Annotated in this window: 21 protein-coding genes and 1 pseudogene; 10 read left to right on the top strand and 12 right to left on the bottom strand. The window is 65.5% G+C overall.

The window, feature by feature from the left end:
- Nucleotides 1-43 precede the first annotated feature (43 nt).
- Entirely contained in the window at nucleotides 44-934 is an 891-nt protein-coding gene (gene rsmI, locus FJ417_RS20030; RefSeq protein WP_140784691.1) for a 16S rRNA (cytidine(1402)-2'-O)-methyltransferase, read from the bottom strand.
- Nucleotides 935-1,148: 214 nt separating this feature from the next.
- Between rsmI and FJ417_RS20025 the strand changes: the two genes are divergently transcribed.
- Nucleotides 1,149-1,337, top strand: a complete 189-nt coding sequence (locus FJ417_RS20025) for a hypothetical protein (RefSeq protein WP_095767932.1) — start codon at nucleotides 1,149-1,151, stop codon at nucleotides 1,335-1,337.
- 209 nt (nucleotides 1,338-1,546) lie between these two features.
- On the opposite strand, the gene FJ417_RS20020 is transcribed toward FJ417_RS20025, so the two are convergent.
- The 6 genes from FJ417_RS20020 to rph form a co-directional block, all read right to left on the bottom strand.
- Complete coding sequence (locus FJ417_RS20020) at nucleotides 1,547-1,867, bottom strand: low molecular weight protein tyrosine phosphatase family protein (protein ID WP_140784690.1); 321 nt, start codon at nucleotides 1,865-1,867, stop codon at nucleotides 1,547-1,549.
- Nucleotides 1,868-1,893: 26 nt separating this feature from the next.
- The gene (locus tag FJ417_RS20015) at nucleotides 1,894-2,214 is read right to left on the bottom strand and encodes a hypothetical protein (RefSeq protein WP_140711216.1); all 321 of its coding nucleotides are present in this window, start codon (nucleotides 2,212-2,214) and stop codon (nucleotides 1,894-1,896) included.
- Between the two features lie 89 nt (nucleotides 2,215-2,303).
- Nucleotides 2,304-3,476: a radical SAM family heme chaperone HemW gene (gene hemW, locus FJ417_RS20010; protein ID WP_140784689.1), complete on the bottom strand. Its 1,173-nt coding sequence runs from the start codon at nucleotides 3,474-3,476 to the stop codon at nucleotides 2,304-2,306.
- Entirely contained in the window at nucleotides 3,473-4,165 is a 693-nt protein-coding gene (rdgB, locus tag FJ417_RS20005; RefSeq protein ID WP_140784688.1) for an RdgB/HAM1 family non-canonical purine NTP pyrophosphatase, read from the bottom strand. Before rdgB ends, hemW begins: the two co-directional genes overlap by 4 nt.
- Complete coding sequence (locus FJ417_RS20000) at nucleotides 4,165-4,575, bottom strand: VOC family protein (protein ID WP_140784687.1); 411 nt, start codon at nucleotides 4,573-4,575, stop codon at nucleotides 4,165-4,167. Before FJ417_RS20000 ends, rdgB begins: the two co-directional genes overlap by 1 nt.
- 193 nt (nucleotides 4,576-4,768) lie before the next feature.
- Nucleotides 4,769-5,485 carry a ribonuclease PH gene (gene rph, locus FJ417_RS19990; protein ID WP_140658214.1) on the bottom strand — a complete coding sequence of 239 codons (717 nt, stop codon included), beginning with the start codon at nucleotides 5,483-5,485 and terminating at the stop codon, nucleotides 4,769-4,771.
- A gap of 197 nt (nucleotides 5,486-5,682) precedes the next feature.
- Here rph and hrcA point away from each other — a divergent pair, with 197 nt between their 5' ends.
- The 5 genes from hrcA (at nucleotide 5,683) to cysK (ending at nucleotide 10,525) form a co-directional block, all read left to right on the top strand.
- Nucleotides 5,683-6,765, top strand: coding sequence for a heat-inducible transcriptional repressor HrcA (hrcA, locus tag FJ417_RS19985; RefSeq protein WP_140658212.1), 1,083 nt, complete (start codon nucleotides 5,683-5,685; stop codon nucleotides 6,763-6,765).
- Nucleotides 6,766-6,836: 71 nt separating this feature from the next.
- The gene (locus FJ417_RS19980; RefSeq protein WP_095767926.1) at nucleotides 6,837-7,034 is read left to right on the top strand and encodes a hypothetical protein; all 198 of its coding nucleotides are present in this window, start codon (nucleotides 6,837-6,839) and stop codon (nucleotides 7,032-7,034) included.
- Nucleotides 7,035-7,151: 117 nt separating this feature from the next.
- Nucleotides 7,152-8,492, top strand: a complete 1,341-nt coding sequence (locus FJ417_RS19975) for a sorbosone dehydrogenase family protein (RefSeq protein ID WP_140784686.1) — start codon at nucleotides 7,152-7,154, stop codon at nucleotides 8,490-8,492.
- 245 nt (nucleotides 8,493-8,737) lie between these two features.
- Nucleotides 8,738-9,355, top strand: coding sequence for a LysE family translocator (locus FJ417_RS19970; protein ID WP_140784685.1), 618 nt, complete (start codon nucleotides 8,738-8,740; stop codon nucleotides 9,353-9,355).
- A 189-nt stretch (nucleotides 9,356-9,544) separates the two neighbouring features.
- Nucleotides 9,545-10,525: a cysteine synthase A gene (cysK, locus tag FJ417_RS19965; RefSeq protein ID WP_140645934.1), complete on the top strand. Its 981-nt coding sequence runs from the start codon at nucleotides 9,545-9,547 to the stop codon at nucleotides 10,523-10,525.
- A 399-nt stretch (nucleotides 10,526-10,924) separates the two neighbouring features.
- Here cysK and FJ417_RS19960 read toward each other — a convergent pair whose 3' ends face one another.
- Nucleotides 10,925-12,172, bottom strand: a complete 1,248-nt coding sequence (locus FJ417_RS19960) for an RNA polymerase sigma factor (protein ID WP_140784684.1) — start codon at nucleotides 12,170-12,172, stop codon at nucleotides 10,925-10,927.
- Nucleotides 12,173-12,183: 11 nt separating this feature from the next.
- Entirely contained in the window at nucleotides 12,184-12,552 is a 369-nt protein-coding gene (locus FJ417_RS19955) for a YciI family protein (protein ID WP_140709420.1), read from the bottom strand.
- 307 nt (nucleotides 12,553-12,859) lie between these two features.
- Here FJ417_RS19955 and FJ417_RS19950 point away from each other — a divergent pair, with 307 nt between their 5' ends.
- The 3 genes from FJ417_RS19950 to FJ417_RS19940 all read left to right on the top strand — a co-directional run bounded on the left by FJ417_RS19950 (nucleotide 12,860) and on the right by FJ417_RS19940 (nucleotide 16,396).
- Nucleotides 12,860-13,819 carry a TAXI family TRAP transporter solute-binding subunit gene (locus tag FJ417_RS19950; protein WP_140784683.1) on the top strand — a complete coding sequence of 320 codons (960 nt, stop codon included), beginning with the start codon at nucleotides 12,860-12,862 and terminating at the stop codon, nucleotides 13,817-13,819.
- A gap of 76 nt (nucleotides 13,820-13,895) precedes the next feature.
- Entirely contained in the window at nucleotides 13,896-16,022 is a 2,127-nt protein-coding gene (locus tag FJ417_RS19945; RefSeq protein ID WP_140784682.1) for a TRAP transporter permease, read from the top strand.
- Complete coding sequence (locus tag FJ417_RS19940) at nucleotides 16,019-16,396, top strand: DUF1850 domain-containing protein (protein WP_140784681.1); 378 nt, start codon at nucleotides 16,019-16,021, stop codon at nucleotides 16,394-16,396. The genes FJ417_RS19945 and FJ417_RS19940 overlap by 4 nt, the downstream gene beginning before the upstream one ends.
- A 44-nt stretch (nucleotides 16,397-16,440) precedes the next feature.
- Here the strand turns inward: FJ417_RS19940 and FJ417_RS19935 are convergent.
- The 3 genes and pseudogenes from FJ417_RS19935 to FJ417_RS19925 form a co-directional block, all read right to left on the bottom strand.
- Nucleotides 16,441-18,033, bottom strand: a pseudogene (locus FJ417_RS19935) (DUF4166 domain-containing protein); the annotation flags it as partial.
- 24 nt (nucleotides 18,034-18,057) lie between these two features.
- A complete protein-coding gene (locus FJ417_RS19930) occupies nucleotides 18,058-18,504 on the bottom strand; it encodes a thiol-disulfide oxidoreductase DCC family protein (protein WP_140784680.1) in 447 nt (148 codons plus the stop codon).
- 212 nt (nucleotides 18,505-18,716) lie between these two features.
- Complete coding sequence (locus tag FJ417_RS19925; RefSeq protein WP_108702809.1) at nucleotides 18,717-18,863, bottom strand: hypothetical protein; 147 nt, start codon at nucleotides 18,861-18,863, stop codon at nucleotides 18,717-18,719.
- A 365-nt stretch (nucleotides 18,864-19,228) separates the two neighbouring features.
- Between FJ417_RS19925 and FJ417_RS19920 the strand changes: the two genes are divergently transcribed.
- On the top strand, nucleotides 19,229-20,092 hold the full coding sequence (locus FJ417_RS19920) for a Ku protein (protein WP_140784679.1): 864 nt from the start codon (nucleotides 19,229-19,231) through the stop codon (nucleotides 20,090-20,092).
- The last annotated feature ends 5 nt before the right edge of the window (nucleotides 20,093-20,097 follow it).

Here is a 20,097-nt window from a genome sequence, read left to right as displayed (position 1 = left end):
TTGACCATGATCTTTTCCAAAAACCGGGTTCCACTTTTTGGGATCATGGTCTGTCCCTCAGCTCCAGCAGCCGCCGGTAAAGCGCCTGCTTCTGCCCGCCGGTCATTTTCGCCGCTTCGGCCGCGGCCTTCGAGGCCGGCATTTCGGCGGCAAGCGAGAGCAGGAGCCGGTCGATGTCGGCCGGCTGATCCACCGCCGCCTCCGGCGGGCCGACGCAGATGACGATCTCGCCCTTCGGCGTGTCGGCCGCGGCATAATGGTCGGCCAGCTCGGCAAGCGTGCCGGTGCGCATCTCCTCGAACGTCTTGGTCAGCTCGCGGCCGATGGCGGCTTTGCGGTCGCCGCCGAGCGCCTCCACCATGGCGCCAAGCGTCTCCGCCAGCCGTCGCGGCGATTCGAAGAAGATCAGCGTCGCCGGCACCGCCTTGAACGTTTCGAGCTTGGTCAGCCGCTGCCCGGTCTTCACCGGCAGGAACCCGGCGAACAGGAAGGCGTCGGACGGCAGGCCGGAAGCGGTCAGGGCCGCGAGCGCCGCCGAAGGCCCGGGGATCGGCACCACACGAATACCTTGTTCCAGCGCTTCGCCGACCAGCCGGTAGCCCGGATCGGAGACCAGCGGCGTGCCGGCGTCCGAGATCAGCGCCACGCTCTGCCCGGCCGCCAGCGCCTCGATCAGCTTCGGCCCCGCCTCGCTCGCATTGTGCTCGTGATAGGCGGTGGTGCGGCGACGGATGCCGTAGCGCTCCAGCAGCACGCGCGAGACGCGCGTGTCCTCGCAGGCGACGATATCGGCGGCGGCCAGCGTCTCCAGCGCGCGCAGCGTGATGTCGGCCAGGTTGCCGATCGGCGTCGCCACCAGATAGAGCGCCGGCTGAAGCGCCCGCGCCGCGATCTCGCTCTGTCCGATCAGATAGCTGCGTTTGTCGCCGATCACCGCATGCCCCTCATTCCGAGCAATTCCAGGAAAAGTGCGTCGCGGTTTTCCGTCCGGAATTGCGAAAGAACCAAGTCTGTTTGGCATGGCTGGCGCCCCGTTGCAAAACGTGAGGTCGGCGTGAGGAAATCGCCATGCCTTTGCCACAGTGCGGAACGAAACCCACATCGGCGAATTTAACCCCTGATTCCCCGGGAGGAGGCAGGACCGAACGATGCCCAATCGCTTCGATATTTTTATCAGCCGACTTGAAAGCAAGACCGCCCGCGAGGGCATCCCTCCACACCCCATCGCCGCCGAGTCCGGCGCGCGCCGCGACAAGGCCGACCAGAAGCCTGTCCGCCACGGCGAGGCGCATGGCGAGAAGCACCGTGGCAAGCACCGCCAGAAGCACGACGCTTGAACTAACGGCAACCTTTGCGACCTCGCGCCTCGTCATTCCAGGGCGGAGCAAGGAGCGAAGCGACGCGTGCAGACCCTGGACTCCATGCCGTTACATCGACGTTCTGCCAGCGGTGCAGAATTCTGCACCGCCGTGCCCTTCGCACCGGTCACGGCATGGATTCTCGGGTCAAGCCCGAGAATGACGAACGCGCGGGAAGCGCCACATCTTCAGAGGTACCTGCTGACCCTCTCTTCCAGCAACCGCACCAGCTCCGGGTCCATGAAGTCGTAATCGTCCGGAATGTCGAGGCAGATCACCCTGGCGCCCTTCAGACTCGACCGGAATTTCTTCTGCAGCTTGGCGCGGTGCGCCTTCTCCATCACGAAGATGATGTCGGCCCAGGCGACCATCTCATGCGTCAGCGGGTTGTCGGCGTCGTGATTGGTGCCGGCCGATTCGACCTCGATGTCGCGGCGTTTGGAAAACACCTGCTCGGCGGTGGGGCTACGCAGGCGGTTCTGGGTGCAGACGAAGAGGACGTTCTTCAAGACCTGCCACTCTTGATTCGCCGCAGTTATTCATCCCACATATCTCGGATCGTCTTGGTCAGAGGTATGTACTGATCGAGAGTGAGTCCGTTTAGGTCGAATTCTATCGAATCGTCTTTTGCGACCGCCCTCAAATTTATCCCAACATAGGTCATGAAGTTGCGCACAACATCAAACTCGCTCAAGCCCGATGTTTTATGCTTTTTCGATTTTTGGTTCCTTGCGAACACGATCACTGCTTCATAGAGATCTGGATACTCACGGGACTTCGAAATCTCGGTCAATCCAAACTCAAAAACGTCATCCGTGTTTAAAGTTCGCAGCGTCTCATGGATCAGGAACTTCATTGCACGTCCCATTGGATGCGTGGCATTCGGCTAGGCAATCCGAATATCTAGCATCATCGTACAGACTGACAAATCCGTTGGCCGCTGCTCTACCGCGCCAGATCCGCCACCACCGCATCGAGCACGATCATGCCGGCGGTCGTGGCACGCAGCCGGGCGTTGCCGACCGGCGCCACCAGTCCCTCCTCCTGCAGCACCGAGAGCCGCGCGCTCGAAAGACCGCGCCCGGCGAGCGCCTCGTAGCGCTGCAGGTCGATGCCTTCGGCCAGTCGCAGGCCCATCAGCAGGAACTCGTCCGCCTCTTCGGAACGCGTCAAAATCTCGCCGCCGGTGACGCCGTGCCCTCTGGCCTCGACCAGATTGGCCCAGGTTTCCGGCATTCTTTCCGCTATCGTCACCGTGCGGCGGCCGTTCTCGACGAAGCGGCCATGCGCGCCCGGCCCGACGCCGACATATTCGCCGTAGCGCCAATAGGTCAGATTGTGCCGGCTCTCGGCGCCGGGTTGGGCGTGGTTGGAAATCTCGTAAGCCGGCAGCCCATGCGCCGCCGTCACCTCCTGCGTCAGCGCATAGAGGTCGGCGGCGTGGTCGTTGTCGGGCAGCGTGAATTTCCGCGCCGCGTAGAGCGCGTGGAAGGGCGTGCCCTCCTCGATGGTCAGCTGGTACAGCGACAGGTGGTCGACGGCGTAGCCGATCGCCTGCTCCAGCTCCGCTCGCCACGCCTCGGGCGCCTGGCCGGGCCGCGCATAGATCAGGTCGAAGGACAGACGCGGAAAAATCTCACGCGCCAGGCCGATGGCGTGCAGCGCCTCCTCGACATTGTGCAGCCGGCCAAGGAAGCGCAGATCCTTGTCGTTGAGCGCCTGCACGCCTAGCGACACGCGGTTGACGCCGGCGGCGCGGTAGCCGCGGAAACGCTCGGCCTCGACCGAGGACGGGTTGGCCTCCAGCGTCACCTCGATGCCGGCTGGCACCGTCCAGTTCTTCGCAACGGCGTCGAGCACCGCCGCCACGGTTTGCGGCTTCATCAGCGACGGCGTGCCGCCGCCGAGGAAGATGCTGGTCACCTCGCGCGGCCCGGTGCGGTCGCGCATGGTCGCAAGCTCGGTCTCGAAGGCGCGGGCAAAGCGTTCCTGGTCGACCGGCTGGTGGCGGACATGGCTGTTGAAGTCGCAGTAAGGGCACTTGGCCGCGCAGAACGGCCAGTGGATGTAGACGCCGAAGCCGGGGCTCCGGTCGAGCGGTATGGTGACCGCGCTCATGCCGATCCTGGTCGCGCCAGATCCAGGCGTGCCAAATCCAGACGTGCCAAATCCAGGCGCGCTTGCGCGAATTTCTGGAAGGCGCGGGCGCGGTGCGACAGCGCCGTCGCCTGGCCGGGCTTCCAGCCATGCTTTTCTTCCGCGCTCATCTCGCCGAAAGTCTTGTCGAAACCGTTGGGCAGGAACACCGGATCGTAGCCGAAGCCGAGCGTGCCGCGCGGCGGCCACACGAGCGTGCCTTCCGCTTCGCCGCGATAATATTCGGCTTCGCCGTCCGGAAATGCCAGGCAGATGACGGCGACGAAGCGGCCGGTGCGCTGGACGGGCTCGGTCGCGCGGGCTTCCTGCAGTGCCGTTTCCGTCTTTTGCATGGCCATGCCGAAATCCCTGCTGCCATCGGGCTTCTCGGCCCAGTTGGCGGTGTAGACCCCCGGCGCGCCGTCGAGCGCGTCGACGCAGAGGCCTGAATCGTCCGACAGCGCCGGCAGGCCGGTGGCCTTGGCGGCTGCGTATGCTTTGATATAGGCGTTCTCCTCGAAGGTGGTGCCGGTCTCGTCGGGTTCGGACAGGCCGTATTCCTTGGCCGATTTCGCCTCGAAGCCGAACGGCGCCATCAGGTCGGCGAATTCGCGCAGCTTGCCTTCATTGTGGCTGGCGACGACGATCTTCTGTCCATTCAGGGAATGCATCAAAAACCCCAGATCCTTGGCTCGGCGAACTCGATCGAATTGCCCGACGGGTCGCGGATATAGATCGAATGCCCGCCCTGCGGCCACTCGAAATCGCTTTCGATGGCGATGTTCCTGGCCGCGAGATGCCTGCGCCATGCGGCGATCTCATCGGCGGTCGCGGCGAAGCAGAGGTGCCCTTCGCCGGCCGTGCCGTGCGGCGGCACCTTCAGCCTGGCGTCGGGCGCCGGCGGGATTTTCGTCGCCTCCGCGTTGAAGAGAAGCAATACGCCGTTGCCGCAGCGGAAAAAGACGTGGCGGCCTTCGATCTTGCCCAAGGCTTCGAGGCCGATGATGTCGCGGTAGAAGGCTTCGGCGGCATTGAGATCCATCACATAGAGCGCCGATTCCAAAATTGCCGAGGGAGTCACGAGGCACCCCCCTCTGGCCTGCCGGCCATCTCCCCCGCAAGGGGGGAGATCAGCAGCTTCGGCGCCGCCGCAAACCTTTCAGCGCTGGAGATTGGCGAAGGCCGAGACAACACCTGATCTCCCCCCTTGCGGGGGAGATGGCCGGCAGGCCAGAGGGGGGTGTGAAGGATCGCCGACCTCATCGCATTCAACGTCAGGCCACCGCCATCTGCTGCAAGCTCACCAACCGCGAGATACCCTTCTTCGCCAGCCCCATCAGCGCCGCGAACTGCTCCTCGGAAAAGGGCTCGCCTTCCGCCGTACCCTGGATCTCGACGATGCCGCCTTTGCCCGTCATGACGAAATTGGCGTCGGTGCCGGCCGAGGAATCCTCGAGGTAATCGAGATCGATGACCGGCTGGCCGTCATGGATGCCGCAGGAAATCGCCGCGACATGGTCCTTCAGCACCTTGGAGACGCTCACCATCTGGCGCGCTTCCATCCAGCGCAGGCAATCGTAGAGCGCCACCCAGCCGCCGGTGATCGAGGCGGTGCGGGTGCCGCCATCGGCCTGGATGACGTCGCAATCGACGGTGATCTGCTGCTCGCCCAGCGCCTGCAGGTCGACCACGGCGCGCAGCGAACGGCCGATCAGCCGCTGGATCTCCAGCGTGCGGCCGCCCTGCTTGCCGGCGGAGGCCTCGCGCCGCATGCGCTCGCCGGTCGAGCGCGGCAGCATGCCGTATTCCGCCGTCACCCAGCCCTTGCCGGAATTGCGCATCCAGGACGGCACTTTTTCCTCCAGGCTCGCCGTGCACAAGACATGCGTGTCGCCGAACTTCACCAGGCACGAGCCTTCGGCATGCTTGGAGACGCCACGCTCGAAGGAGATGGCGCGCATTTCGTCGGCTTGGCGTTTGGAGGGGCGCATTCGGCCTTCTTTCTTGTCGTTTTGCGGAATCGTGGCCGGCTTGTAGACGCATGCGGGGCAAGTCGCAAAGGAAAAGGATGCCGCGCAGGAAAACGGGCCGAGCGACCGCAAACGCGGTGCCGTGACCGCAAACGCGGCACCGGGTTGCGCCGCTGTGGCTTAAGTCTATATCTTTCGGAAGGAGGTTTCTCGCCGGAATGAACAAACCAGTCGATCCGACGTCGCAGTCGCCGGTACTTCAATCACTCGACATGCGCTCGCGCGATATCTTCCGGCGGATTGTCGATTCCTATCTGCGCGACGGCGAGCCGGTCGGCTCGCGCAGCCTGTCGCGCATCCTGCCCTCCTCGCTGTCGCCCGCCACCATCCGCAACGTGATGAGCGATCTCGAGCATCTGGGCCTGATCTACGCGCCGCATATTTCCGCCGGCCGCCTGCCGACCCAGACCGGCCTGCGCTTTTTCGTCGACGCCTTCATGGAGCTCGGCGACCTTTCCGACGACGAGCGCCGCGTCATCGAGGCGCAGGTGCGCGCCTCCGGCTCTGGCGCGACGCTGGAGCATATGCTGACCGAGGCCAGCCAGATGCTGTCCGGCATGTCGCGCGGCGCCGGCCTCGTGCTCGCCTCCAAGAACGAGGTGGCGCTGAAGCACATCGAATTCATCCAGCTCGAGCCCACCAAGGCGCTTGCCGTGCTGGTGTCGCAGAACGGCGATGTCGAGAACCGCGTCGTCGACCTGCCGGCCGGCATCACCGTCTCGCAGCTGCACGAGGCCTCGAACTTCCTCAACGCCCATATCAGGGGCCGCACGCTTGCCGAGGCGCGCATCGAGATCGCCCGTATCAAGGACGAGACCAGAACGGCGCTCGACACGCTGTCGCAGGATCTGGTCGAGAAGGGGCTGGCGGTATGGGCCGGCGCCGAGAGCGGCCTGCCGGCGCGCCTCATCGTGCGCGGCCGCGCCAACCTCCTGGAAAACGTCACCGCCCAGGCCGATCTCGAGCTCCTGCGTCATCTGTTCGAGGATCTGGAGACGCAGGACGGGCTGCTGCAGCTGCTCGACCTCGCCGAGGAAGGACCTGGCGTGCGCATCTTCATCGGCTCGGAGAACAAGCTATTTTCGCTGTCCGGCTCGTCGCTGGTCGTTGCGCCCTATCGCGACAAGGACGCCCGCGTCATCGGCGCGCTTGGCGTCATCGGCCCGACCCGCCTGAACTACGCCCGCATCGTGCCGATGGTCGATTACACCGCGCAGCTGATTTCACGAATGCTGCGCTAGGTGTATCGGTATACAGGTGATGTCGGCCCGACCTGAATCTCGACACACCTGAGGGTGCAAAGGAGAAAAACATGGCGCTGGAATCGCTCAAGGCCCAGATCAGCCTGCTGCTTGAGGAGATGGTGAACCAGCCCGAGGACGAGCACGAGATCCAGGAGCAGCTGCGCGAGAAATTGCGGGAGATGCGCGCAATGGGTCTTCCCTTGCCGGCGGACCTCGTCGAGTTGGAAAAGCGCCTCGACGACGATCTGGATGCCGAAGAGGCCTGAGCCCGAGGCCCGTCAAATCCGCGTGCGCAAGCTTCTCTTTTCGATCGTTTGCCCAATATGTCCTGGCTCTGGGCGCCTGATCGATTGAGGCGCGCTGGCAGACGACGGAGGACAGCAATGATGCGGATCGCCGGCCTTGCGGGCCTCGCGCTGGTCTTTGCCACCGGCGCCTTTGCGCAGCAGGCCGATCAACCCCTGCTCAGCGGTGAAAAGGCCTTCGGCGATTGGAAGGTCGACCGCCCCGGCGTGCGCCGGCTGCTGAAACCTGAGGATTTGCCGAAACCCGATGTGACGGAGTCCGCCTCGAACGGCGGCGGCGTCACCGATCGCCCCGAAGGTGCCAAGCCAAAACTTCCGCCCGGCTTTTCCGCCGAGCTGATCGCATCCGGCGTCGACAGTCCGCGCGTCGTGCGCGTGGCGCCGAACGGCGACCTCTTCGTTGCCGACAGCCGGGCGAACCAGGTCCGCGTCTATCGCCTTGCGGAAGGCGGCGCGAAGCCCGCGCAGAAGTCGGTCTTCGCCAAGGGCCTAACCCGGCCCTACGGCATCGCCTTCTATCCGCCGGGCAACAAGCCGCAATGGGTCTATGTCGCCAACAGCAACAGCGTCGTCCGCTTTGCCTATCGCGACGGCGACCTCGAGGCGTCCGGCAAGCCGGAGACCATCGTCGCAAAGATCCCCGCCAGTCATCACTGGACGCGCGACATCGCCTTCTCGCCCGACGGCAAGACGCTCTATCTGTCGGTCGGCTCGGGCTCCAACATCGCCGAGGACATGGGCGCAAAGCCGAAGGGCGGTGTCGAGGCGTGGGCGAAATCGCAGCCGCTGGGCGAGGCCTGGGGTCCTGAACAGGGCCGCGCCGACGTGCTGGCCTTCGATCCCGACGGCAACAACCGCAGGACCGTCGCCACCGGCCTGCGCAACTGCTCCGGCATGACCGTGCAGCCGGCGACGGGCGCGCTCTGGTGCGTCGTTAACGAGAGCGACGAGCTTGGCGACAACATCCCCTTCGAATACGCGACCGCCGTGAAGGACGGGGCCTTCTATGGCTGGCCATGGTATTACATCGGTGACAACGAGGACCCGCGCCACAAGGGCGCGCGCCCCGACCTCGCCGGCAAGGTCACGGTTCCGGATGTGCTGATCCAGGCGCATTCGGCGCCGCTCAACATCGCCTTCTACGACGGCGGCAATTTCCCGGCTGACTACAAGGGCGATGCCTTCGTCGCGCTGCACGGCTCGTGGAACCGCAACGTCCGCACCGGCTACAAGGTGGTGCGGCTGAGATTCAAGGACGGCAAGCCGACCGGCGAATACGAGGATTTCGCAACCGGCTTCGTCATTTCCGACGACGCGGTCTGGGGGCGGCCGGTCGGTGTCGCCGTAGCCAGGGACGGCGCGCTGATCCTCACCGAGGACGGCAACGGCACCATCTGGCGCATTACGCATGGCGGGTAGCTCCCCCAACCTCGTCATTCCAGGGTCTGCGCGCGTCGCTCCGCTCCTTGCTCCGCCCTGGAATGACGACAGGACTGATCGTTTCGACTGATCTCCAAGGTATGCGGCGTCCCACAAAGGAACCAGCTCCCAGTCGAACTGGCGCAACGAATCCCATTGTGAGGGAATTACCGTCGAACTGGCTTCATGATAAAAGCCCGGCTCTCGACAGCGGTCCCCGCAGGACTATACGCCAGGCCAGAACCATGACACTCACCGGATTCCTCGCTTACAGCGCCGCCCTCGGCGTCGCCGCCGCCATTCCCGGCCCGGGCGTCACGGCGCTTGTCGCCCGCGCGCTCGGCTCCGGCTTCCGGTCCTCGCTTGCCATGTCGTTCGGCCTGATGCTCGGCGACCTCACCTATCTCACCGCCGTGGTGCTCGGGCTTGCTTTCGTCGCCCAGACCTTCGGCATGGTCTTCCTCGCCATCAAATGGGCCGGCGTCGCTTATCTCGCCTTCCTCGCCTGGCGCTTCTGGACCAGCGGCATCACGCCCGAGACCGTCGAGGCGCGGAAGGCCAAGGGCGGTCTCGTGTCGAGCTTCATCGCCGGGCTGACCGTGACGCTCGGCAATCCCAAGACGATGATCTTCTATCTCGCCATCACGCCGACCATCATCGACCTGAAAACGATCACGCTCGCCGACTACGCCATCCTTGCGACGCTCACCGTGGCGGTGCTGTTTGTGGTGCTGGTGCCTTACCTGGCGTTGGCCGCCAAGGCGCGCTGGTTCCTGAAATCGCCGCGCGCGCTGAAGGTTCTGAACCGCACCGCCGCCGGTTTCATGATGGGCGCGGCCGCGGCTATCGCGGCGAGGCAGTAGGCTCCAATCTCAACCCGTCCCGGATTCAGCCAAACCATTCCTGAAACCCGCCGCGGCGGAAAATGCTTTTCCGGTCGTGGGCGCTTTTGAGCAACCGCCCCACTCGGATATTTTCGGTCGCCGGCCTATCTTGCGCGTCTGAAAGCCCTATTCTGTTTTTGCCTATGCCATTGCCTTGGGAGCGAACCAATGAACAAGCCCGTCACCTCCGCGCGCGTGCCCGGCCGCGGCCGCGTCTTCAATTCGATCACGGAGACGATTGGCGACACGCCGCTGGTCAGGCTGGACAAGTTCGCCAGGGAGAAGGGCATCGTCGCCAATCTCATGGCCAAGCTCGAATTCTTCAACCCGATCGCTTCGGTCAAGGACCGCATCGGCGTCGCCATGATCGAGGCGCTGGAGGAGGCCGGCAAGATCGCGCCCGGCAAGACCACGCTGATCGAGCCGACCTCCGGCAACACCGGCATCGCGCTCGCCTTCGCCGCCGCCGCCAAAGGCTACAAGCTGATCCTGACCATGCCGGAGACCATGTCGGTCGAGCGCCGCAAGATGCTGGCGCTGCTCGGCGCGGAGCTGGTGCTGACCGAAGGCCCGAAAGGCATGAAGGGCGCCATCGCCAAGGCCGACGAGCTCGCCGCCACACTGCCCAACGCCATCATCCCGCAGCAATTCGAGAATCCGGCCAATCCTGAAATCCACCGCCGCACCACGGCCGAGGAAATCTGGAACGACACCAATGGCGAAGTCGACATTTTCGTTTCCGCCATCGGCACCGGCGGCACCATCACCGGTGTCGGCCAGGTGCTGAAGAAGCGCAAGCCTTCGCTGCAGGTCGTGGCGGTCGAGCCGGAGGCCTCGCCGGTGCTGTCGGGCGGCCAGCCCGGTCCGCACAAGATCCAGGGCATCGGCGCCGGCTTCGCCCCGAAAATCCTCGACACGTCGATCTATGACGAGGTCGTCAGGGTTTCGAACGAGGATTCGGTCGCCAATGCCCGTCTCGTCGCCCGCCTCGAAGGCGTGCCGGTCGGCATCTCGTCGGGCGCAGCGCTCCAGGCGGCCATCGTCGTCGGCTCGCGGCCGGAGAACAAGGGCAAGAACCTCGTCGTCGTCATTCCCTCTTTCGCCGAGCGCTATCTCTCGACCATCCTGTTCGACGGGCTGGGCGCTTAGGCGCGCTCGGAGGTTGGCTTCAGCCGCCCTCACGGTCGTCATCCACGGGCGGAGCAAGGAGCGAAGCGACGCGCGCAGACCCGAGGATCCATGCCGTGACTTACGAGCGTTGCCGCGGTGCAGAATTCTGCTCCGCTGTACCCTTCGATCAAGATCACGGAATGGTTCCAGGGTCTCCGCGACGCCGCTTCGCGGCTGCTCCGCCCTGGAATGACGAGGTTGGAAGGCTTCGGCAAATGCCCGGCGTTTGTGCCGATTTCACGGAACTGGAAGAATTAGAGCATGATCCCGAAAAGTGGGAACCGGTTTTCGGAGAAAGATCATGGTCCAACAAAAAGTTAGATCGTGACGGCGATTCAACGAAACGCCATCACGATCTAGAGCATTCCAGTAATTGCTCTAGTTCCCAACAAGCTTCGCCTTCTCGCCCTGCAGGAAACGCCGCAGCGCCGGGTCGCGCTCGAGGCCGATCGCCCGGTCGTAGGACTGGGCCGCCTGCTTGATGTTGCCGAGCCTGGCCAACAGCCCGGCGCGAGCGGCCCAATAGGGCTGGTAGTCCTGTAGCCGCTTGTCCTCGCCAAGCACGTAAAGCGCCGCCAATCCAGCCGTTGCACCCTCGGTTTCGGCGATGGCCACCGCGCGGTTGATCGCCACCACCGGCGAGCCGGCCACGGCCTGCAGCGCTTCGTAAAGCTGGCGGATCGCCGTCCAGTCCGTGCCGCCGCCGCGCCGGCGCGCCGTATGGGCGGACTGCACGGCGGCCTCGAGCTGGTAGCGGCCGATGATGCTCCTTTGCGCGGCGCGCACCAGCAAGGCTTCCGCCTCATCGATCAGGCCGTCGTCCCAGAGCGCCATATCCTGCTCGGCCAAAGGCACGAAATCGCCTTGCGGGCCGCGCCTCGCCGAGCGGCGCGCCTCGGCGAACAGCATCAGCGCCAGCAGCCCGAGCGCCTCCGGCTCGTCCGGCATCAGCGAGGCGACCAGCCGTCCAAGCCAGATGCCTTCGGTGGCGAGGTTGCGCCGCCGGCTGTCGGTGCCGGTCGGGTCCGACCAGCCTTCGGCGAAAGTGGCGTAGATCGCCTCCAGCACGGCGCCCAGCCGCTCGCCCAGCTCCGCCTGCTCCGGCACACGGAACGGAATCCCGGTTTCGCGGATGCGCGCCTTGGCCCGCACCAGCCGCTGTCCCATCGTCGCCGGCGAAACCAGGAAGGCCGAGGCGATCGTCGCGGCGTCGAAACCGAGGATCGCCTGCAGGATCAGCGGCGCGCGCACGCTCGATTCGATCGCCGGATGGGCGCAGGCAAACATCAGCCGCAGCCGGTCGTCGGGCAGCTCCTCGCCGCGCATGCGCGCCTCCATTTCCTCGGCCATCAGCTGCAGATGATCGCGGGCCGCCTCGCCGGTCAGCCGCCGCCGCACCGCGTCCACGTCGCGCCGGCGCGCCACCGCGAGCAGCCAGGCTTCCGGCTCCGCCGGGACGCCGGTTCGCGGCCAGCGTTCGAGCGCGGCCGCGAAGGCGTCGGCCAGCGCGTCCTCGGCGCCGGCGACGTCGCGCGTGCGGGCCGCGAGCCAGGCCACCAGCTTGCCGTAGCTGCGCCGGGCCGCCGCCTCGGCCGCCGCCCGCGCGATCTCGGAGCGATCATCCATCACAGGGTTCGCTATGCGGCGGCTATGTACTCGGCCATTTCCCAGATCGGCCGCACCTCGACCGTGCCGCTGCTGGACGCGGGACAACGCGCGCCCCATTCGATGGCCGTGTCGATGTCGGCCGCCTCGATCATGTAGAAACCCGCCAACTGCTCCTTGGTGTCGGCATAGGGGCCGTCGAGCACGTTGGTCTTGCCGCCGGCCAACCGCACCGCGGTGGCCGCCTGGGTCGGGCGCAGCCGCTCGCCGGCGATATAAGCGCCGGATTTCTTCAGCGCCTCGGTATAGGCGCCGTAGGCGGCGAGGGTCTGCTGGGTCTGCTCTTTTGGCGCATTCGCCATCGCGGTTTCGTCATTGTAGATCAAAAGCATGTATCGCATGGTCTTCTCCCGTTTTGTTGAAGGCCGCATCGTCGCGTGCCGACCTATGTCGTGCGGCCGCGGCCGATTTCGACAGGCGCCTCGAAAATCTTTTCGTCCCCAAAGCAAGCGAGCGCAAGCCGGCGCTTTTCGCCGCCACTCAACCATTCGTCCAGACCATGATTCCAAAAAGTGGATCCGGTTTTGGAAAAGGTCATGGTCAAGCAGAAAGGTCTGCAATTGCGGGTTGGCATTTGGCTCCTCCCGTTTAAACTCACGAGCTTCGCGCCGGGGAGGCGACGCGGCCGTTTCAGGAGGAGGAAACCATATGCTCGATTTCAGGACGAAATTTGTTGCCGCCGGCGCGCTGGCGCTGTCGCTTGGTCTCGGTGTCGCGACGGCCGGGGCGCAGGAATTCATCAATGTGCTCACCGGCGGCACGTCGGGCGTCTACTATCCGCTCGGGGTCGCGCTGTCGGAGATCTACGGCAAGGGCATCGAGGGCGCGCGCACCCAGGTTCAGGCGACCAAGGCATCGGTCGAGAACCTGAACCTGCTGCAGCAGGGCAAGGGCGAGATCGCCTTTGCGCTCGGCGATTCCGTCAAGATGGCCGCCGAGGGCAACACGGAGGCCGGCTTCCCGGGCAAGCTCGACAAGCTGCGCGGCATTGCCGCGATCTATCCCAATTACATCCAGATCGTCGCCAGCCAGGAATCCGGCATCAAGACGCTCGCCGACCTCAAGGGCAAGAGCCTGTCGGTCGGCGCGCCTGCCTCCGGCACCGAGCTCAACGCGCGCGCCATCTTCGCCGCCGCCGGTCTCAAATACGAGGATCTCGGGCGAGTCGAACATCTGCCCTTCGCCGAGTCGGTCGAGCTGATCAAGAACCGCCAGCTCGACGCCACCTTGCAGTCGGCCGGCCTCGGCGTCGCCTCCATCCGCGATCTCGCGACCTCGCTTCCCATCAACGTCGTCGCCGTGCCGGCCGAGGACGTCGCCAAGATCGGGGCGCCCTATCTTTCCGTGGTTATCCCGAAAGGCACCTATGAGGGCCAGACGGAAGATGTCGCGACCGCCGCGGTCGGCAATTTCCTCATTACCCGCGCCGACGTCTCCGACGAGACCGCCTACCAGATGACCAAGCTGCTGTTCGAACATCTCGACCAGCTGGCTGCCGCGCATGCCGCCGCCAAGGCGATCGATCCGGCCAAGGCGCTGGACGGCATGCCCGTGGCGCTGCATCCCGGCGCGGAGAAATATTACAGGGAAAAAGGGTTGCTGAAATAGGAGGGGCCGCGCGGCAATCCGACATGTCTTCACCAAGCGCCCCCTCTCTTCCAATGCTCATCCTGGAGCGCATGGGATGAGCGATCCAGCGTCTCGAACGGCAGCCGACGGCAGCCGGCCCACTTTCCATCTCCCGGTCGCCGAAGAGCAGGTCGAAGGCCTGCCGCCCGGTTTTGGCGAAGGCCTCGCCGGCAAGGCGGCCTTCCTGATTGCGGTCGCTTTTTCCGTCTTCCAGATCTACATCGCCGCCTATGGCAGCTTGCCGAGCCAGGTGGTGCGGGCCATGCATGTCGGCTTCCTGCTGCTGCTCGGTTTCGGCCTGATAGCCAACCTGCGCGCCAGCAGCGCCGCGGCGAAGGTTGGCTTCTGGGTTCTCGGCCTGCTCGGCTTCGGCACCGGCCTCTACAACTGGGTCTTCTACGCCGACCTCATCCGCCGCTCCGGCTTCCTCACCACGCCGGACCTGATCGTCGGCACGCTGCTGGTGGTGCTCGTCTTCGAAGCCGCCAGACGGCTGATGGGCCTGCCGCTGGCGGTCATCGCCTTCATCTTCCTCGCCTATTGCTTCGTCGGCAACCACCTGCCGCCGCCCTTCATCCATCGCGGCTATGATTTCGCGCAGCTGGTCGACACCTTCGCCTATGGCACCGAAGGCATATACGGAACGCCGGTCTATGTCTCGGCCGCCTACATTTTCATCTTCGTCGTCTTTGCCGCCTTCCTCGAACGGGCCGGCATGATCGCGCTGTTCAACGACTTCGCGCTCGGCCTCGTCGGCTCGTGGCGCGGCGGCCCGGCCCAGGTCTGCGTGCTGTCCTCCGCGCTGATGGGCACCATCTCCGGTTCGGGCGTCGCCAATGTCGTCGCCAGCGGCCAGTTCACCATCCCGCTGATGAAGCGCTTCGGCTTCCGCTCCGCCTTTGCCGGCGCGGTCGAGGCGACCTCCTCGATGGGCGGCCAGATCATGCCGCCGGTGATGGGCGCCGTCGCCTTCATCATGGCCGAGACGCTGAACATCCCTTATGCCGAGGTGGTCAAGGCGGCGATCATCCCGGCGCTGCTCTATTTCGGCGCCTGCTTCTGGCAGGTGCATCTGGAGGCCGGCAAGGCCGGCCTGCACGGCATGGCCAAGGCGGAATTGCCCAATCCGTGGGAAGCGGTCAGGAAGCACTGGCCGCTGGTGCTGCCGCTCGCCGTGCTGGTCTATCTGCTGTTTGCCGGCTACACGCCGATCTTCGCCGGCACGATGGGCCTGGCGCTGACCATCGTGCTCATCCTCGGCACGCCACTGGCAGCCTTGATCGGGCCGCTCGCCTTCCGCTTCGTCTTCTGGCTGGCGCTCGGGCTGGCTGCGGCGTCGTTCATGCGCTTCGGCGTCAATGTGCTGAGCCTCGTCATCGCGGTGCTCGTCATCGCCTGCTTCGCCTTCAGAGGCGGGCGCGAGACGCTGCGCATTTGCGTCGACTCGCTTGCCGAAGGAGCGAAGAACGCCCTGCCCGTTGGCATCGCCTGTGCCATCGTCGGCATCGTCATCGGCACGCTGACGCTCACCGGCATCGCTTCCACCTTCATCGGCTGGATCATCTCCATCGGCGAGAACAATTTGTTCCTGTCGCTGGTGTTGACCATGCTCACCTGCCTGGTTCTCGGCATGGGCATTCCGACCATCCCCAACTACATCATCACCTCCTCGCTCGCCGGCCCGGCGCTGCTGTCGCTCGGCGTGCCGCTGGTGGTCAGCCACATGTTCGTCTTCTATTTCGGCATCATGGCGGATCTCACCCCGCCGGTGGCGCTCGCCGCCTTTGCCGCAGCACCCATGGCCAAGGAAAGCGGCCTCAAAATCGGCATCCAGGCCACCAAGCTCGCCATTGCCGGCTTCGTCGTGCCGTTCATGGCGGTCTACACGCCGGCGCTGATGCTGCAGGACGCGGGCCCGATCGCGGCTTCGTTCGGCTATCCCGTCGAGGTCGCCTACATCGTCGTCAAGGCCTGCATGGGCATCGTGCTCTGGGGCGCCGCCGCCGTCGGCTTCCTCGCCCGCCGCATGGCTTGGTGGGAGCGTCTCGTCGCGTTCTGCGCCGGCCTGCTCCTGGTGGCGGCATTGCCGCTCACCGACGAGACCGGCTGGGTGCTGGCGCTGGCCTGGATCGGCTGGCACTGCTGGCGCGCCCGCCGGCTGTCCGTCGCCGACACTCCATGAGCCTGTGTATCCTCGCCGCCGGCAAGACGGTGACGCTCGCCGTCGCCGCCTTCACGCTGTCCTGGACGCATTCGGTGGAACGGACGCGCTGGCAGGAGGACTGGACGGTGACGCCGGCCGGGCTGCGGGTTGTCGAGGCACGGGTCAAGGGCTCCGGCGCCGGCATGGAGCCGCCGGAGGGCTCGGTGCTGCGGAGCGGCTGGTGGGTCTATGCGCCACGGATCGGACCCCAGCCGCGCCTGGTGCTCGCGGCGTCCGGCGCCACCGGGGAAGGCTGGACGCTGTGCACGGCCGCCGGCTGCCGGGAACTGGGCGAGATAGCCGGCGAACCCACCGTGCTCGAACCGTGCGCCGGCTCGAGCCAGCCACGGTAGCGCACGATCAGCCCGACGACCGGGTGCGATATCCCGACATGGAAGCGGAAGCGGCCGTCCTCGACGGTTTCGTATGCGTTCGACCGCGGGCAAAGCCACATCGGCAATGGCAGGCCGAGAAAGCTCCAGCGGCGCAGCACGAGCGACAGGCGGTCCTTGCCGGCCACCAGCGCCATGGCGAAGGTGAGGGGGCCGAAGCGCTCGCAAAGCAGCCGCTCCGAGCGGCCACGTCCGGCAAATTGCCGGCTCGAAAAACCGTGAGTTCCGAAAGTCCGCGTCCAGGTCTCGCCTTGCCCGTCGGTAACGAAACGCACCTTGACGGGGACATCGGCTGCAGCAGGCGGGAAGCCGGCCATGCGCGCGGCAAGCCGGCTAAGAATACCGTCGCCGCGCTCCACGCTCGCACTTCCTTCCGCCATAGCCGCTCCCTCATGCATGGCGCGGATTTCAGCTGGAAGGCTTTTCCACGCATCGCCGAGCAGGTCGGCATAGAGAGCCTTTCCCTTGTCGGTGTCGTCCCTGAAGCCGGTGTGGATCGTCTTGCCGGCAAACAGCGCTTCATAGTCCGCGAGCTCGACGTCGCGCACCGCCGTCCGGGCGCCTGGTGCTGGCATGCGGCCGTCGAGCGCCTTGCGGACGATCGCCGCGACCGCCATGGACGGGATCAGCGGCCCGTCATCGCCCTCGGCCAACAGGTGCCAGGACCGCTTGCTTGGTCTGCCCTCTGCATCCACGCCGTCGACCTCGACGAACATGCCGCCACGATGCTCGCCCCATGACAGCCGGTTGGTCGCCCAGCGCATCAGCGGCGCCAGCGGCGACAGCGATCGCGCCAGGCCGGCGCGGACCAGCCAGGCCAGGCCGATCAGCGCGCGGTGCAGCACCTCGGGCACCGGCCCGGCGCCCATCCAGATCGTGCTCGCTTCCGGCCACAGCGCCTGCAGCGCGCGCAGGTCCGGCACGTCGACCAGCGAGAACAAGGTGTTCCTCACCGGCACGCGCCCGGGCGGCGCAATCGTGTACCGCATCTGCTCCGTGAGCGGGTAACCCTCGGCCGGCCTGCCGCCGCGCTGCAGCCGCACCGCCCGGCCGGCATAGCTCGCGATGGCGCGGATGACGTTCTCGCCGACGCCGGCGAAAGGCGACGGCGCGATGCCGCCACGGATGGTGTCGACGCGCGCCATGCCGGTCGAAAGATGCCGCACCACGGCGGCCGTCAGCACCGGGAAGCTCGACACCCCGGACAGCACGACGACGCCGGCCGCCCTGGCTGCCGCGTCGAAAGCGGATACCTCGGCGACGAAGTCCGAACCGTCGGCAAGGTCGAAATAATGGATGCCCGCGGCGATACAGGTCTCGACCAGCCGGTAGCGCCCCTCGCCATAGGCCTGAAACGGACCGCTGGCGTCGACGACGATGTCGGGCAGCATGCCGGCAAATTGCGCGCCAAGGTCGCCGTCGCGGTCGAACGTCGCCGGCACCAGCCGAGCCTTGGTGTTGCCTCGATCCCCGCAATAGGCCGCTGCCTTGGCGAGCGACCGGCCGGCGATGATGAGCTCGAGGCGCGGCTCGCTCTCCAGCAATTGGACGATGCGTCCGCCGAAGGTGCCGTAGCCGCCGACGATGAGAAGCTTCATGCCATGCCCCCAAGCCAATCGCCGTCAGCCGATCAACCGCTCCCGCAACTCGGCCGAAGGAATGTCGCAACTGTCCTTGCGGCCGAACAGCGCGTAGCGGTTCTTGGCGACGCGGTCGTAGAGCCAGTCGCGCAGCGGCCGCGGCAGGATGAGCAGCGCCTTCGCAATGCGCCATGGCCAGCCGAGCGCGGCCATGACGGCGATGAAGCTGTCGAGCTTCGTGAAGGCCGCGCCGTCGATGATGGCGAGGTTGCTGTCATAGTCGTCGGTCGGCAGGCCGTGCTCACGAAACAGCGCCTCGCCCAGCGGCGATTGCGCCGTTGCGAAACGGAAGCGTTTTTTCCGGTCGAGCTTGAGGATGAGCTGGACGAAGCCCGAGCAGAACACGCAGACGCCGTCGAAGACGATCAGCGGCTGGCTGGCGTCATAGGATTGGCGCGGTAAGGTGGGACGTTCGGGCAGGTCGGTCATGGCGGCCCCGGCTGCTTGTGGCCCCCTTACGCTATGCCAAGGGGACACTGAGCTGGGGAGACACTAAGCCAGCCGGCGGCGGCGTCAAAGTCGCGGCGTTGTCGCACGCCATGTGGCGGCGAGCGCAAGGCGTTCGGCGCGATAGGTGGTGGTGCGCTGGTCGGCGGCCGGCCGGCAGATGCGACTGTGGTGGGCGCGTTCGCGGGTCATGATCAGTTCGCGCTGACGCCCAGCGAATTGCCGCGGCGCGCGCAGGCAGGGCCCGGGCCGCGCATGTAATAGCGCTCCGGCCGATAGGTCGGCGCGACGAATTCGCGAATGGCGGCGGCGTAGCCGGCGATGTGGTTCCAAAAGTTCATTTTACGTGGTCCCTGTCCCGCTTTCGGATGTCCGTCCGAATTGTTCGGGAGCATAGCGTCGAGGCGTGAATAGTCGGTGAACGTGATGTTAATTTCTGGTCCGAAACACGTTGCATCGTGGCTGGATTGCGGCTGATTCGCGGTCTTTCGGTGCTTTTCGTCGCCTTTCCACGCCGTGTGACTTTTGCATCACATATGTTTCGTTCCGATGTCGCTTGCGCGCGCTTCTGTTTCACGCTCGGGTGGCGCCGGGAAATATCATTGCTTGCCGCAAGCGGCACCGGCCAGGTCCGTCTCGGAACCGAGCAAGCCTCCGCCCGTTGCGGTAAAGTTGCATCGCAGAAGTTCGCCGCAGGAGTTTCGCCATGGCGCCACGCCCGGCCTGGAAGGGCTATCTCAAACTGTCGCTGGTCACCTGCGCCATCGAGCTGACCAACGTCGTGACCCATGCCGAGAAAGTCTCTTTCCGCATCCTCAACCGCAAGACCGGCAACACCGTCAAACGCATCTATGTCGATGCCGGGACCGGCAAGCCGCTTGAAGAGGGCGACGAGATCAAGGGCTATGAGGTGAGCGACGGCGATTTCGTCCATATCGAGGAGGACGAGATCGAGGCAGTGCAGATCGAATCCTCGCACACGATGAGCCTCGACGGCTTCATCGAGAAATCCTCGATCGAGCAGATCTACCTCGACACGCCCTATTATGTCTCACCGGCCGACAAGGTCTCGGAAGAAGCCTTCGCCGTCATCCGCGACGCCATGGCGGCCCGGAAGATGGCCGGCCTGGCGCGCATCGTGCTTTATCAGCGAGAGCGCCCGGTGGTGATCGAGCCGCTCGGCAAGGGCATGGTGCTGACCACCTTGCGCTATGACGACACGGTGCGCCGGCCGGCGACGGTGTTCGAGGACATCGCGGCGGCCAGGACCGACAAGGAGATGATCGACCTCGCCCAGCACATCATCGACGGCAAGAAGACGAAGTTCGACCCGTCGAAATTCGACGATCGCTACGAGGATGCGCTGCTCGAGCTGATCCGCGCCAAGAAGGCGGGCAAGAAGGCGCCCAAGGCCAAGGCGCCCCCGAACCCGTCCAATGTGGTCAACCTGTTCGATGCGTTGAAGAAGAGCCTCAACGCGGAAGGCGGCGGCAAAGCGGGCAAGTCTTCAAAGACTTCGGCGCGGCGGCCGAAAGCCAAAGCGTCCGCGCCAAAACGCAAATCCGCATAGGAGGA

Origin of the sequence: Mesorhizobium sp. B3-1-7 (genome assembly GCF_006439385.1) — a bacterium.
GTDB lineage: Bacteria > Pseudomonadota > Alphaproteobacteria > Rhizobiales > Rhizobiaceae > Mesorhizobium.
The sequence above is the reverse complement of the archived record's forward strand: the minus strand, read 5'-3'. Positions and strand labels throughout refer to the sequence as shown.

Coding starts and splice junctions, on each gene's coding strand:
- FJ417_RS20025 (WP_095767932.1), top strand. CDS start 1,149: ATGCCCAATCGCTTCGATATTTTTATCAGCCGACTTGAAAGCAAGACC.
- FJ417_RS19975 (WP_140784686.1), top strand. CDS start 7,152: ATGATGCGGATCGCCGGCCTTGCGGGCCTCGCGCTGGTCTTTGCCACC.
- FJ417_RS19920 (WP_140784679.1), top strand. CDS start 19,229: ATGGCGCCACGCCCGGCCTGGAAGGGCTATCTCAAACTGTCGCTGGTC.
- FJ417_RS20015 (WP_140711216.1), bottom strand. CDS start 2,214: ATGAAGTTCCTGATCCATGAGACGCTGCGAACTTTAAACACGGATGAC.
- hemW (WP_140784689.1), bottom strand. CDS start 3,476: ATGAGCGCGGTCACCATACCGCTCGACCGGAGCCCCGGCTTCGGCGTC.
- FJ417_RS19925 (WP_108702809.1), bottom strand. CDS start 18,863: ATGAACTTTTGGAACCACATCGCCGGCTACGCCGCCGCCATTCGCGAA.
- FJ417_RS19950 (WP_140784683.1), top strand. CDS start 12,860: ATGCTCGATTTCAGGACGAAATTTGTTGCCGCCGGCGCGCTGGCGCTG.
- FJ417_RS19930 (WP_140784680.1), bottom strand. CDS start 18,504: ATGACCGACCTGCCCGAACGTCCCACCTTACCGCGCCAATCCTATGAC.
- FJ417_RS19945 (WP_140784682.1), top strand. CDS start 13,896: ATGAGCGATCCAGCGTCTCGAACGGCAGCCGACGGCAGCCGGCCCACT.
- rph (WP_140658214.1), bottom strand. CDS start 5,485: ATGCGCCCCTCCAAACGCCAAGCCGACGAAATGCGCGCCATCTCCTTC.
- hrcA (WP_140658212.1), top strand. CDS start 5,683: ATGAACAAACCAGTCGATCCGACGTCGCAGTCGCCGGTACTTCAATCA.
- cysK (WP_140645934.1), top strand. CDS start 9,545: ATGAACAAGCCCGTCACCTCCGCGCGCGTGCCCGGCCGCGGCCGCGTC.
- FJ417_RS19940 (WP_140784681.1), top strand. CDS start 16,019: ATGAGCCTGTGTATCCTCGCCGCCGGCAAGACGGTGACGCTCGCCGTC.
- rdgB (WP_140784688.1), bottom strand. CDS start 4,165: ATGCATTCCCTGAATGGACAGAAGATCGTCGTCGCCAGCCACAATGAA.
- FJ417_RS19970 (WP_140784685.1), top strand. CDS start 8,738: ATGACACTCACCGGATTCCTCGCTTACAGCGCCGCCCTCGGCGTCGCC.
- FJ417_RS19980 (WP_095767926.1), top strand. CDS start 6,837: ATGGCGCTGGAATCGCTCAAGGCCCAGATCAGCCTGCTGCTTGAGGAG.
- FJ417_RS19955 (WP_140709420.1), bottom strand. CDS start 12,552: ATGCGATACATGCTTTTGATCTACAATGACGAAACCGCGATGGCGAAT.
- FJ417_RS19960 (WP_140784684.1), bottom strand. CDS start 12,172: ATGGATGATCGCTCCGAGATCGCGCGGGCGGCGGCCGAGGCGGCGGCC.